This is a genomic window from Domibacillus sp. DTU_2020_1001157_1_SI_ALB_TIR_016 (assembly GCF_032341995.1).
GTDB classification, from domain to species: domain Bacteria; phylum Bacillota; class Bacilli; order Bacillales; family Domibacillaceae; genus Domibacillus; species Domibacillus indicus_A.
Genome location: NZ_CP135439.1, coordinates 1,221,925 through 1,234,866, shown reverse-complemented (window position 1 = coordinate 1,234,866; position 12,942 = coordinate 1,221,925). Strand labels below are relative to the sequence as shown.

The 12,942-nt window shown below is 46.7% G+C and carries 13 protein-coding genes and 1 other annotated feature; all 13 genes read right to left on the bottom strand.

The genetic code is table 11. The features are described 5' to 3' along the window. Positions 1–930 (bottom strand): peptidase U32 family protein, encoded by a 930-nt coding sequence (locus RRU94_RS14060; RefSeq protein ID WP_315694999.1) that lies wholly within the window; start codon positions 928–930, stop codon positions 1–3. Then, on the bottom strand, positions 927–1,574 hold the full coding sequence (locus RRU94_RS14055; protein WP_251271097.1) for an O-methyltransferase: 648 nt from the start codon (positions 1,572–1,574) through the stop codon (positions 927–929). The genes RRU94_RS14060 and RRU94_RS14055 overlap by 4 nt, the downstream gene beginning before the upstream one ends. Positions 1,575–1,687: 113 nt before the next feature. Further along, positions 1,688–2,785: an endolytic transglycosylase MltG gene (gene mltG, locus RRU94_RS14050; protein WP_315694998.1), complete on the bottom strand. Its 1,098-nt coding sequence runs from the start codon at positions 2,783–2,785 to the stop codon at positions 1,688–1,690. A 98-nt stretch (positions 2,786–2,883) separates the two neighbouring features. Further along, complete coding sequence (locus RRU94_RS14045; protein ID WP_251271099.1) at positions 2,884–3,171, bottom strand: DUF1292 domain-containing protein; 288 nt, start codon at positions 3,169–3,171, stop codon at positions 2,884–2,886. 14 nt (positions 3,172–3,185) lie between these two features. After that, a complete protein-coding gene (ruvX, locus tag RRU94_RS14040; RefSeq protein ID WP_315694996.1) occupies positions 3,186–3,602 on the bottom strand; it encodes a Holliday junction resolvase RuvX in 417 nt (138 codons plus the stop codon). After that, the gene (locus RRU94_RS14035; RefSeq protein WP_242233378.1) at positions 3,599–3,874 is read right to left on the bottom strand and encodes an IreB family regulatory phosphoprotein; all 276 of its coding nucleotides are present in this window, start codon (positions 3,872–3,874) and stop codon (positions 3,599–3,601) included. Before RRU94_RS14035 ends, ruvX begins: the two co-directional genes overlap by 4 nt. A gap of 80 nt (positions 3,875–3,954) precedes the next feature. Beyond that, positions 3,955–6,585 carry an alanine--tRNA ligase gene (gene alaS / locus RRU94_RS14030; RefSeq protein ID WP_315694993.1) on the bottom strand — a complete coding sequence of 877 codons (2,631 nt, stop codon included), beginning with the start codon at positions 6,583–6,585 and terminating at the stop codon, positions 3,955–3,957. Between the two features lie 65 nt (positions 6,586–6,650). Continuing rightward, positions 6,651–6,859 (bottom strand) — a binding site (T-box leader). A 50-nt stretch (positions 6,860–6,909) separates the two neighbouring features. Then, positions 6,910–7,074 carry a hypothetical protein gene (locus RRU94_RS14025; protein ID WP_242233376.1) on the bottom strand — a complete coding sequence of 55 codons (165 nt, stop codon included), beginning with the start codon at positions 7,072–7,074 and terminating at the stop codon, positions 6,910–6,912. Positions 7,075–7,122: 48 nt separating this feature from the next. After that, positions 7,123–9,489, bottom strand: coding sequence for an SF1B family DNA helicase RecD2 (locus RRU94_RS14020; protein WP_315694990.1), 2,367 nt, complete (start codon positions 9,487–9,489; stop codon positions 7,123–7,125). Between the two features lie 18 nt (positions 9,490–9,507). Then, entirely contained in the window at positions 9,508–10,164 is a 657-nt protein-coding gene (locus tag RRU94_RS14015) for a tetratricopeptide repeat protein (RefSeq protein ID WP_251271103.1), read from the bottom strand. A gap of 69 nt (positions 10,165–10,233) precedes the next feature. Continuing rightward, entirely contained in the window at positions 10,234–11,346 is a 1,113-nt protein-coding gene (gene mnmA / locus RRU94_RS14010) for a tRNA 2-thiouridine(34) synthase MnmA (RefSeq protein ID WP_315694987.1), read from the bottom strand. 15 nt (positions 11,347–11,361) lie between these two features. Continuing rightward, entirely contained in the window at positions 11,362–12,495 is a 1,134-nt protein-coding gene (locus RRU94_RS14005; RefSeq protein ID WP_315694985.1) for a cysteine desulfurase family protein, read from the bottom strand. A gap of 12 nt (positions 12,496–12,507) precedes the next feature. Next, the gene (cymR, locus tag RRU94_RS14000; protein ID WP_242233371.1) at positions 12,508–12,927 is read right to left on the bottom strand and encodes a cysteine metabolism transcriptional regulator CymR; all 420 of its coding nucleotides are present in this window, start codon (positions 12,925–12,927) and stop codon (positions 12,508–12,510) included. Positions 12,928–12,942 lie beyond the last annotated feature (15 nt).

Below are 12,942 nucleotides of genomic sequence, written 5' to 3'. Positions count from 1 at the left end.
TTAATAAACCGTTTCTTTAAAGAAAAAGCCTGAATCAAGCGGACGGTGATCGGGCTGAAGTGCTTCCGCAGCTTCAAGCAAGTCCTCTTTTTTATCTTCATATTGATCCGGCTGATCTACGCAAAGGTCAATCGCTTTCCGATACAATTTCGTTGTTTCAAGACGATATTCTTCTGTTTGCAGCACACCGTCAATTTTAAATGAATCGATACCTGCTTCCACAAGTTCCTGCAGTTCATCAATAATGCACATATCATTCGGGCTCATAATATGAGTGCCATTTGCATCTTCATAAATAGGGTATTTGTTGCTGCGTTCTGGATCGTGAAGCAGCATGTTTTTCGCACCCTGCCGCTTTTCGATTTCCATATTTTTGCCCATGTATTCAAAGTAATGACCTAGAAGAGGACGCTTTGACTGGAACATGCATGTCATCCCATGAACCTGCACTTCAATTTGAACATTCGCCTGTTCTTTCGTTTCAATAACCGCATCCATGCTGAGTTCCCGGGCAAGTACGGCACGAACAGCTCCGCGTTTGCCCCAGTAGTTCGCTGTGTAGTAATTGGTCGCCGTTGTTTCCGGATTCCAATGCAGCGGAATCGCCGCGCCTGTTTCCCGAACGGCCATAATAACAGCCGGATCACCGAATACGATAGCATCAGCACCTGCTTGTTCAACAAACGTTACGTATTCATCAAGTTCGTTCGCGATATTGTTATGAAAAAGGGCATTAACTGCCACATATACTTTTTTGCCATGCTCATGCGCAATGCGAATGGCTTCCTTTACCTGTTCACGGGTAAACTCACCCGGAAGGCGCAGGCCATACTGCTGCTCTCCAATAAGAAAAGCGTCAGCACCTGCTTCTATTTGTTTGATCAGTTCATCAACACTGCCCGGTGTCACAAGCAATTCTGGTTTTTTCATTTTTCTTCACTCCGTTTTGTGCTGATGGCAATGCCATCACCGGCTGGGATAATAGATGTATCATAACCGGGATGCGTCATCAGCCATTGATTGTAATCCATAATTTTTTGTGCCATTTTCTCAAGACGTTTCGACGGTGCATCTGTTCCAGCAGCGTACCCTTTAAACAACACATTGTCTGAATAAATAACGCCGCCCGGCTTTAACATCGGTTCGTATAATTCAAAAAAGCGGCGATATTGTCCTTTTGCCGCATCAATAAAGATGGCGTCAAACGGTCCGTCTTCCGCTGCCTGTTCCGCTAGTTCAAGCGCATCGCCTAACAGGATTCGGATCCGGTTTTGCTCGCCTGACTGGCTGATGTATTGAGTAGCTTTGTTAAATCGATCCTCGTCACGCTCAAGCGTTGTAATGTGCAGCCCGGGAACCGCTTCTGCCATCCGAAGAGCCGAATACCCGATCGCCGTGCCGATCTCAAGCAGACGCTCAGGCTTTTGAAGCTTCATGACAGCCAGCAGTGTGTCCATGCCGACCGGTTCCATAATCGGAACGCGGTGCTCGGCCGCATATTGCTCCATTTCTGCGAGCAAACCCGTCCGCGGCTGAAGCAATGACTCAATGTAGCCATGTATATTGTCGTTCATGGTAATAATACCCTCTTTTCTAAGAAAAAGAGAAAGCTATGAAAGCTTTCCCGTGTCTTTTTGCGCCCGAACTATTTTATCATAGAAAGCGCGGAAAATCTATGTGCGCTTTTTTACTCGGCGTTTGTGATATATTTTGCTTTTAATTTATTGTGTTCCTCGAGTGTTTTTGAATAGTAAACATCTCCTGCCGGTGAAGCAAGGAAGTAAAGGAAATCTGTTTGCTCAGGTGACAGCACGGCTTCCATCGAATCAATGCCGCTGTTGCCGATCGGTCCTGGCGTTAAGCCTTTGACTTTGTACGTATTGTAAGGAGAATCCACCTCGAGGTCTTCATATAGAACTCGATCTTTATGCTCCCCTTTCGCGTACAGCACTGTTGGATCTGTTTGCAGCGGCATGTTTGCTTTCATTCGATTATAAAAGACGCTGGCAATTTTTTTGCGATCCGTTTTACCGGTTGCTTCCTCCTCGACGAGTGAAGCAAATGTTAAAAATTCGTGAACTGTCATGCCGGATGCTTTAATTTGAGCGGAATAGCCTTGTACGATTTCATCCATTTTGGCAATCATTTCTTCTGCGATCTCTTCAACCGGCTTTTCCGGATTTTCTATATCATAAGTCGCCGGATACAAATAGCCTTCGAGCGGATAGCGAATATTTTCATTCATCACTGCGTTTGTAACAAGCGCAGGGTGGTTTGTCATCATTTTTTGAATAAATGCTTCGCTATTCAGCACAGCCAGCACGTCTTCTGCTTCCCGATTCGTTTGAGCAGCGATCAGCTCCGCAATCTGAGCCAGCTGATAGCCTTCCGGAATGGCTAAGCTGCCGTCTCCCAGTACTTTCCCTTCTTTTAAGGAAGACATAATGGCGTCAGGGGTCATGGAAGGAGACAACACATATTCTCCCGCCTGAAAATCACCTTCGCCTTTATACTTTACGTAATATTTAAACAGCATTGCATTTTTTACAATGCCTTTGTCTTCAAGCGTTTGTGAAATGGAAGACAGGCTTGAACCAAGCGGAATGGAAACATTCACTTGTTTATCATTTCCTGCATCCGCAGGGCCTGATGCGCTTTTCCAAACGTAATAAGCTCCCGCCGCAAGCGCTGCTGCCAGCAGAAGTAGTAAAAAAAACACGATTAAAACTGCTCTTTTCAACCGCCTTTTACGCCCTGAAGGCGGCAGAAAAATATCATTCGACATAAAAATCTCCTTTCGACACCATTTTCTTTTTATAGTATACAAGAATGATGCCCAAAAGAAAAAGAACAGGCGCTTATTTTAGCGCCTGTTCCTGCTGATTATTCTTGTTCTTCATCATCAAGAAATGTGTTAAGCATTTCTTCGATCATGTTCCACTCTTCATCCGACTCGATCGGCTGAAGCTCTCCGTCTTCTCCTTCGTCACCTGGCGTAAAAGAAGAAGCATGAATTTCAATTTCCTCGTTATCATCTTCTTCTGCGCCTACTGGGAAGTAAAGCACGTAGGACTTGTCAAATTCATCGTTGTGGAAAGTAAATAAAACTTCACAAAGCTGTTCATTACCGTTGTCGTCAATTACTGTGATTTGCTTTTCACCATGTTCCATCAATGGTCACCTCATCATTTTTGGCTGTCGAGATATCCTTGCAGAATCATCACCGCAGCCATTTTATCAATTACTTTTTTTCGTTTTTTCCGGCTTACATCTGCGTCAATAAGCATTCGTTCTGCTGCCATTGTTGTCAGCCGCTCATCCCACAGTACAGCCGGAAGGTTAAAGGATTCCTCAAGAAGACCTGCAAACATCTTTGCAGCTTCTCCTCTCGGCCCTACTGTATTATTCATGTTTTTCGGAAAGCCGACAACAAATTTGCTCACTTCGTGCTCCCGCACAAGCTCGCCGATCCGATCAAGACCAAATTCGCCTGCCGCCTCATCGATCTTTATCGTTTCAATGCCTTGTGCTGTCCAGCCAAATGCGTCGCTGACGGCAATGCCGATTGTTTTTGTGCCGGCGTCAAGGCCCATAGTTCTCATGATGTAGGTTCCTCCTGCTGTTCTTTCAGGTACGTTTTGACAAGCTCCTCAATAATTTCATCCCGCTCAAGCCGGCGGATTAAATTCCGGGCGTCATTGTGACGCGGAATATAAGCCGGATCTCCGGAAAGCAAATAGCCGACAATTTGATTGATCGGATTGTACCCTTTTTCCTCCAGTGCGCCATGAACCTTTAGCAGCACTTCTTTTACATTTTCTTCATACGGCTCTTCTGGAAAGTTAAACCGCATCGTCTTGTCAAAAGAACTCATTGTCAGCACCTCACTTCAGGCGGATTTTACATGCCCGCTTCTGTACGATATGTTTCATTGTACAACAAATGACAACATATTCAAATGGATTTCACCCATTCAATGGCAATTTGCAGTGCTTCGTCAATTTTCGATGGGTCTTTTCCACCTGCCTGTGCCATATCTGGACGGCCTCCACCGCCTCCGCCAAGGCATCCAGCCACTTCCTTCACTAGTTTTCCAGCATGGAAGCCTTTTTCGGTTAAATCGCCTGTCACCGCTGTGACGACGTTTACTTTGCCATCTGCTTCAGCAACCAGCACAATGACACCTGGTGTGACTTTTTGCTTTAACTCATCAGCCATTGTCCGAAGAGCATTCATATCAGCCGCCTGCACTTTTGCCGCGAGAAGCTGTACGCCATTCACTGTTTCGATGTTATCGGAGAGGCTGCCTGCTTCTATGTTTGACAATTTCTTTGAAAGTGATTCATTTTCACGCTGCAGTTCACGCATTTCTGTCTGCAGGCTGTCCACTTTCGTTAAAATATCTTTCGGATTGGATTTTAGTTTTGACGCTGCTTCTTTTAATACAGCTGCCTGCTCATTCAAATAGCGGAATGCGCCTTCGCCTGTTACCGCTTCGATCCGGCGTGTCCCTGCCCCAATGCCGCTTTCAGACAAAACCTTAAACAAGCCGATTTCCGCTGTATTCACTACGTGGCAGCCACCGCAAAGCTCAAGACTGAAATCGCCAACTGAAACGACCCGGACAATATCGCCGTATTTCTCGCCGAACAGGGCCATCGCTCCCATCGCTTTTGCTTCTGCGATTGGCTTAAACGCTGTTTCCACCGCGATCCCCTGCCAGATCTTTTCGTTGACAATCCCTTCTACCTGGGCAATCTCATCTGCTGTTACCTGGCCGAAATGCGAAAAGTCAAAGCGAAGGCGGTCTGGTTCAACGAGAGATCCCGCTTGGTTTACGTGCGTGCCGAGTACATCTTTTAATGCTTGGTGCATTAAGTGTGTAGCTGTGTGGTTTTTAATAATTTTGCCGCGCGACAGTACATCTACTTTTGCTGTAACCGCACTTCCCACTGACAATGTTCCGCTTTCCACGACCGCACTGTGAACGTTTTGGCCGTTCGGTGCTTTTTGCACATCTTTTACCACAACACGGGCTGTTTCCGATTCTACAGTTCCTTTATCGGCAATTTGACCGCCGCTTTCTGCGTAAAATGGCGTTTCTTTTAGAATAAATTGAATTTCTTCTCCTTCGTGCGCTTCCTCAACAAGAACACCGTCTTTGATTAAAACCGCTACAGTTGTATCGACTGTCAATCGGTCATACGTAAAGGCGCTTTCTTCTTTCACAGAGGACAGCACACCGCCCTGCACCTGCATGGACTCGGTATCCTGACGAGCGGCACGTGCACGCTCACGCTGCTGCTGCATCTCACGCTCAAAACCGGCTTGGTCCGCTTTCATGCCTTCTTCTTCCGCATATTCTTCTGTTAATTCAACCGGGAAGCCATACGTGTCGTATAAACGGAAAACATCCGCGCCTTCAATGGTATTGGAACCGGCCGCTTTCGCTTTTTCGATGACAGCTGAAAGAATGGCAAGCCCTTCGTTAAGCGTTTCATGGAAACGTACTTCTTCATTTTTGATAACTTTTTGAATGAACGCCGATTTTTCTGATACTTCCGGATAATAATCATTCATCACTTCACCGACAACCGGTACCAGTTCATACATAAATGGACGGTTAATACCAATTTGCTTTGCATAACGTACAGCACGGCGAAGAAGACGGCGAAGCACGTAGCCGCGGCCTTCGTTTGATGGCAGCGCACCATCGCCAATTGCAAATGCAACCGTACGGATATGGTCGGCAATCACTTTAAATGCTGTGTCTTTCTCCGGATCCACCCCGTATTGTTCACCCGAAACCCGCTCTGTTTCACGAATAATCGGCATAAAAAGATCGGTATCGAAGTTGGTCGGCACATTTTGCACAACAGAAGCCATGCGCTCAAGACCCATACCTGTATCAATATTTTTCTTTGGAAGCGGTGTGTAAGTACCGTCTGGATTATGGTTAAATTCAGAGAATACAAGATTCCATACTTCTAAATAACGTTCATTTTCGCCGCCGGGATATAACTCGGGATCGTTTTCGTCATCTCCATATTCGGCGCCGCGGTCATAAAAGATTTCCGTGTTCGGACCGGATGGGCCTTCACCAATATCCCAGAAGTTTCCTTCTAAACGGATAATCCGTTCTTCCGGCACACCCACTTCGTTTTTCCAAATAAGATACGCTTCTTCATCTTCTGGATGAATCGTAACAGACAGTTTCTCCGGATCAAAACCGATCCATTTTTCGTCTGTTAAAAACTCCCATGCCCAGTGAATCGCTTCCGTTTTAAAATATTCACCGATCGAAAAGTTGCCAAGCATCTCAAAAAATGTATGATGACGCGCCGTTTTACCGACATTTTCAATATCATTCGTCCGGATCGACTTTTGCGCGTTTGTGATACGCGGATTATCCGGAATAATACGCCCGTCAAAATATTTTTTTAATGTTGCCACCCCGCTGTTAATCCAGAGCAGACTTGGATCGTCAATCGGCACAAGCGGCGCGCTCGGTTCAACACGGTGTCCTTTTTCCTGGAAAAAGTCTAGATAAAGGCGGCGGATCTCCGCACCTGTTAATGTTTTCATGATCAAAATCCTCCTTATCGTATGTACACAACCGAAAAAAGACAACAAAAAAAGCCCCATCCCCTAACAGGGACGAAGCTTGTTCGCGGTACCACCCTGATTGCCAATTCCTTCACTGGAATTCGCCTCTCAAATGCCTTAACGCGGCAGACGGCAGTGTTTGCTGCACTCAGGACCCAGCTTTCCATCATTCTTCATCCGAAATATTTCTCAGCCATGAATATTTCTCTCTTTGAACGGGCTATGATGTACTCCTGTCCTTCTTCGATTTGTCACAATTCATATACCCGAATTATAAAAAGGAATGGGACGTTTGTCAATGACTCAAGACCACTCATCAATCTGAACAAGTGTCCCGTCTTCTTCTACTTGGTGAATCACAAGGCCGCCTTCAAGCTCGGACATTTCCACACAGCAGTCATGACAGTAATAATGGTCGGAGCCGATACGACCTACTTCCCGGCTTCCACAGTTCGGACATGATTGCACGATGATCCCTCCTGTTTTTGCCATCAGTATGTCCGAAACGGCTCTCTCCTATACCACCATAAAATCGAAAGGCGTAATACCTTCCATGCCGATCATTGGATCGATCGACATCCATGTTTCTTCAGTCAGTGCTTCTGCTTCTTTTTCGGGGTCTTCTTGACCGGAGAGCCGGTCCGCAAGGCCTGTTTTTCGTACCAGGTCATCGTTGCGGGCAATGCCGATTCGAAACGCTTCTTCCTCGCCGCACAGGATTAAAAACTGCCGGCTTCTCGTAATGGCTGTATACAGAAGATTCCGCCTCAGCATACGATAATAGCTTTTAACGACCGGCAAAATCACGATCGGGAATTCACTTCCCTGCGACTTATGAATTGAGCAGCAAAACGCATGTGTAATTTGGTTTAAGTCATTGCGTGTATAGGTTACTTCATTGCCTTCGTATGAAACAATGACCATGTCTTCTTTTTCTGTGTTTTCTTTTGCATAAAAAATGGCGACAATCTCTCCGATATCTCCATTAAATACATTTTGCTCCGGCTGATTTACGAGCTGCAGCACCTTGTCGCCAATTCGATATTTAACCGGGCCAAACGCAATTTCTTTCCGCTGGCCGTCTTCGTTTGGGTTGAGCACCTGCTGCAGCACCTCGTTGAGCTTATCAATGCCTGCCGGTCCTTTATACATGGGGGCGAGCACTTGAATGTCCCTCGGCTCATATCCTTTCCCCGCAGCATTTTTCACGACTTTTTCGATGACATCCGCAATTTGTCCGGTTCCACACCGGAGAAAAGAACGGTCTTTCTGGGGAGCCGTGAGTGTTTCCGGAACCACGCCGTCTTTGATGTTGTGGGCCAGGCTGATGATGGAAGAGCCTTCTTCCTGGCGGTAAATATCCGTCAGCCGCACGGACGGAATGACGCCTGAGGCAAGCATATCTTTTAATACCTGCCCCGGTCCAACCGATGGAAGCTGGTCTTCATCTCCCACTAGTATGACCTGCATATCGTCCGGTATCGCTTTAAACAGCTGATGGGCAAGCCATATATCTACCATCGACGTTTCATCGACAATCAACAGCCGTCCTCCAACTGCATTGCCTTCTTCCTCCGGATCTTCCTGTCCGTTGAATCCAAGAAGCCGATGGATGGTCACAGCAGGAAGCCCGGTTGACTCCATCATCCTCTTTGCCGCGCGGCCTGTCGGCGCGCAAAGCTTGATTGGAAAAGGCTCGTCTTTGTCATATTTTTTCGGATCGAGCGATAAGCCATGAAGTTCACCGTACAATTCAACAATCCCTTTTATGACCGTTGTTTTCCCCGTTCCAGGTCCTCCCGTTAAAATCATCACCGGTGAAGTAAGCGCAGTTTGAATGGCTTCCTTCTGGGAAGGAGCGTAAGAAATGCCGGTACGGTCTTCGAGCTCACCGAGCGCAAGCAAAAACTCCGACTCCGGAAACGAATGAGGCTCCTGCTCCATTACACGCTGCACGTTGGTGACGAGCCCTTTTTCCGAAAAATAAAGAGACGGCATATAAACCCGCTGCTCTTCTCCGGCTACTTTCCCTTCTTCCTCCAGCTCAATCAGCCGTTTGGCGATCGCCTCGAATTCCGCTGTGCCATTCGCGCTTTTATCGAGCAGCTCCTTTACGTTTCTCAGCAGTTCTTCTGCTTCTATATAGCAGTGGCCATCTTGAAGGCACTGCTGTTCAAGAGAATATAAAATCGCAGCTTTCAGGCGATCGGGATGCCCTCCGCTAATGCCAATTTGAGCACCAATTTCATCAGCTCGTACAAAACCGATTCCTTCGATGTTTTCCACAAGCCGGTATGGGTTTTCTTGAATGACGTTCAATGACTCTTCGTAATACATTTGATAAATTTTCATAGATAGCTGCGGCCCGAAGCCAAATTCATTGAGAGCCACCATAATCTGCTCAAGCCCTTGGTGCTTCATCAGCGTATCGTACAGTACATCCGCTTTTTCAGCCGGGAGGCGCGGTACGTTTTGCAGGCAGCTTTTATCCGCAATAATTTTGGAGATCGCCTGCTCGCCAAGGATCTCTACAATCGATTCAGCCGTTTTTTTGCCGATGCCTTTAAATAAGTCCCCGGATAAATAAGCCACAAGCCCCTGCTTCGTCTGCGGCATTTCTTTTTGAGCCGTGCGGGCAATAAACTGCCGCCCAAACCTTGGATGATCTTTGAAATGACCGCGAAACTCATACATTTCATGCTCATGGACAGCAGGGAAATACCCGGTTACCACCGCTTCTTTTTCATCATACGTTCCGTCCGTTTCGGTCACACGGACACGCAGAACGGTATAAAAGTTTTCATCGTTCCGGAAAATCGTGACAATATGCCGTCCTTTTAAAAACTGCTCTCCTTCTGTGAATAAATCCCGTTTTTCCTGCACGGTGCTGACCACCTCTTTTTATTCTGCTTTTTCCAGCATTTTTTTGCCGTAGCCTGCCAGCATATGGTCCGGCTGAATCTCTAACGCTCGATCAAAAAATTGAGCTGCTTTGTCAGCTTGTTCGTAATGACCAGCATATAAAACACCGAGGTTGTAAAAAGCATCGGCGTGCTCAGGGTCCTGCTCGACGACTTTTTGCATGTTTTTCTCTGCTTCTTCATACTGCTCTGTTTTTGCCAGAGCAAGCGCATATTGAAAGCGCGCTTCCACATCGTCTTCATCCAATTCCACCGCACGCATTAAATACGGCAGCGCCATCACAGTTTGATCCAAATATAAAAAAGACAGCCCCAGCATAAAGTAAGCATCCGCTTCTTCCATTCCGCTCCGGATGGCTCTTTCAAAGCGCTGCGCGGCTTCTTCAAAACGCTCATTCGTAAAATAAAAAGAGCCAAGCGCGTATTGAGCTGAACTCGAGTCAGGAGCGACCTCAACCGCTTTTTGATAAAATCTTAATGCCCGTTCCCCATCATTCATCTCAGCCAGTACATGGCCAAAATTAATATATGCAGCTGGTTCTTCCGGCTTTTCTTCAATTTGCTCGGTGAAAAGCTTAAGTGCTTCTTCCCATTTTCCTTCTTGTAACAATTCAATACCCTGCTGATTTTTATCCATGTGAAGCCTCCCAGTTTTTCTTTATTATAACAAAGAAAACCGCTCCACGTAGAGAGGAGCGGACTGCATTCAGCCGACATAATCGAGCTGTTTGTTTTCTTTATATACTTTATCGATTGTTCCGCCGCCAAGACAAACATCTCCATCATACAGTACAACCGCCTGACCCGGGGTGATCGCACGAACCGGTTCATCAAAAACGACCCGCGCTGTTCCGTCTCCGGTTTGTGTTACCGTCACGCCGGTATCTGCCTGGCGGTAACGGAATTTCGCTGTACAATGGAACGTCTCCGGCATTGGTTCGTTTGTTGTAAAGCCCACTTGCACAGCGTCAAGCGAATCAGAGTACAGTGATTCATGATGGAAGCCTTGTACAACATACAGTTCGTTTGTTTTTAAATTTTTCCCGCCAACAAACCATGGCTCACCGCTTCCGCCGATCCCAAGACCGTGCCGCTGTCCGATTGTATAGTACATGAGTCCGTCATGACGGCCCATTTTAAGGCCATCGAATGTAACCATATCACCCGGCTGAGCAGGCAAATACTGGCCTAAAAACTCTTTGAAATTGCGCTCGCCGATAAAACAAATACCAGTCGAGTCTTTTTTCGTCGCAGTCGCGAGTCCGGCTTCTGCTGCCAGCTCCCGCACCCGTTTTTTCTCAAGCTCTCCGATAGGGAACATTACTTTTTCCAGCTGGCTTTGAGACAACTGGTTTAAAAAGTAGGTCTGATCCTTGTTATCATCCACACCGCGCAGCATTTTCACTTCACCGCCGGAACGATCAATACGCGCGTAGTGGCCAGTTGCCAAGTAATCAGCACCCAGCTTCATCGCATGATCAAGAAAAGCTTTAAATTTTATTTCTTTGTTGCACATCACGTCCGGATTAGGGGTCCGGCCCGCTTTATATTCATCTAAAAAGTAGGTAAATACTTTATCCCAATACTGTTTTTCAAAGTTAACCGCGTAATACGGAATACCAATTTGGTTGCAGACGCGAATAACGTCCTCATAGTCTTCAGTCGCCGTGCAGACACCAAATTCGTCTGTATCATCCCAGTTTTTCATAAAAATGCCGACTACATCATACCCTTGTTCTTTTAATAAAAGCGCCGCTACCGAAGAATCAACGCCTCCTGACATACCGACGACAACACGGGTGTCTTTCGGTGCTTTCATTGCTTCATCCTCTTTCTATTGAAGCCGCTTCGCGATTTTCGCTGTTTCAAGAGCGGCTTGTTCAATTTGTTTCGTTGTATTATTAAACCCAAAGCTAAAGCGGATTGACGACCGAAGTTTAGGTGAATTTTCCCCAAACATCGCCGTTAAAACATGCGACGGCTCAATGGAACCAGCTGTACAAGCCGACCCGCTTGATGCGGCGATACCAGCCATATCCAGGTTCACCAAAAAAGCTTCTACATCTGTTTCGGGAAAAAACAAGTTTAGCACATGCGGCAGGGAATGTTCAACTTTGCCGTTTACTGAAAATGAAGCGCCCTGCTCGGAAAGTGTATCAATAAAAAGCTTTTTCATTTCCATATAACGGGCAGCTCGTTCTTCCTGTGTTTGTTCCGCGATTTTGGCAGCTTGCGCCATACCGGCAATGGCCGCTGTATTTTCCGTTCCTGCACGGCGTTTACGCTCCTGTTCTCCTCCGTATAAAAGCGGCACAAGCGCTGTTCCCGGTTTAACATAAAGAGCGCCGATACCTTTTGGGCCGTTAATTTTATGTCCTGAGACGGAAAGAAAGTCGACGTTCAATTTTTTCACATCAATTGGCAGGATACCATATGCCTGGACAGCATCCGTGTGAAAAAGAGCGGAATGGCCCGAAAGCAGCTGTCCGATAGCCTCGATTGGCTGAAGAGCACCTGTTTCGTTGTTGCCATACATGATAGAAACAAGAATGGTATCCTCCCGCAGCGCATCTTCTACCGCTGAAAGGGATACAATTCCTTCTTCATTGACAGGCAGATACGTTACTTCAAATCCGTCCCTCTCAAGTGCTTCACATGCATGCAAAACCGCGTGATGTTCAATGTTGGTAGTAATAATATGACCCGGCCCTTTTGAACGCGCGGTACCCAAAATGGCCAGATTGTCTGCTTCTGTACCGCTCCCCGTAAAAATGATATCGTTAAAGCCGGCGTTTATCGTAGCAGCAATCACGCTTCTTGCTTCATCGACAATCCGGCGCGATTCCCGTCCAAACGAATGAATGCTTGATGGGTTTCCATAAGTTTCGGTTAAAACTTCTGCCATCGCTGCGGCCGCTTCTGGATGAACAGGCGACGTGGCTGCGTGGTCTAAATAAATTCGTTCCATATTGACACCTCGTTAAATATAAAACATATATGCGTCAGATTCACCGGTTACGGTGTGATTCGCCAGGTCATCGAGTGTTGTATTTTCCAAAACGCCCTTGATCGCTTCGCTAATCCGGATCCATAGCTCCCGTTTCGCCGGCTCTTCGTCTTCAATTCCCTCCACAAGTGTGATTGGACCTTCGAGCACCCGGATAATATCGCCTGCTGTAATGTCCTGCGGCTCGTGTCCAAGCACATAGCCGCCATAGGCGCCACGAATACTGCGGACAAACCCGGCATTGCGGAGCGGCGCAATCAGCTGCTCAAGGTAGTGTTCCGACAAATCATGGGCTCCAGCAATTACACGAAGAGAAGTTGGCCCATCACCGTGGCGTTTAGCCAGTTCAATCATAATGGTCAGTCCGTATCTTCCTTTAGTTGAGATTCTCATTTATTTGTGCCTCAT

Excerpts from the sequence above, each read along its gene's own strand:
- ruvX (WP_315694996.1), bottom strand. The coding sequence starts at position 3,602 with ATGAGAACTATGGGCCTTGACGCCGGCACAAAAACAATCGGCATTGCC.
- mltG (WP_315694998.1), bottom strand. The coding sequence starts at position 2,785 with ATGTCGAATGATATTTTTCTGCCGCCTTCAGGGCGTAAAAGGCGGTTG.
- RRU94_RS14055 (WP_251271097.1), bottom strand. The coding sequence starts at position 1,574 with ATGAACGACAATATACATGGCTACATTGAGTCATTGCTTCAGCCGCGG.
- RRU94_RS14045 (WP_251271099.1), bottom strand. The coding sequence starts at position 3,171 with ATGGAACATGGTGAAAAGCAAATCACAGTAATTGACGACAACGGTAAT.
- RRU94_RS14005 (WP_315694985.1), bottom strand. The coding sequence starts at position 12,495 with ATGGAACGAATTTATTTAGACCACGCAGCCACGTCGCCTGTTCATCCA.
- mnmA (WP_315694987.1), bottom strand. The coding sequence starts at position 11,346 with ATGAAAGCACCGAAAGACACCCGTGTTGTCGTCGGTATGTCAGGAGGC.
- RRU94_RS14015 (WP_251271103.1), bottom strand. The coding sequence starts at position 10,164 with ATGGATAAAAATCAGCAGGGTATTGAATTGTTACAAGAAGGAAAATGG.
- cymR (WP_242233371.1), bottom strand. The coding sequence starts at position 12,927 with ATGAGAATCTCAACTAAAGGAAGATACGGACTGACCATTATGATTGAA.
- RRU94_RS14060 (WP_315694999.1), bottom strand. The coding sequence starts at position 930 with ATGAAAAAACCAGAATTGCTTGTGACACCGGGCAGTGTTGATGAACTG.
- alaS (WP_315694993.1), bottom strand. The coding sequence starts at position 6,585 with ATGAAAACATTAACAGGTGCGGAGATCCGCCGCCTTTATCTAGACTTT.
- RRU94_RS14035 (WP_242233378.1), bottom strand. The coding sequence starts at position 3,874 with ATGAGTTCTTTTGACAAGACGATGCGGTTTAACTTTCCAGAAGAGCCG.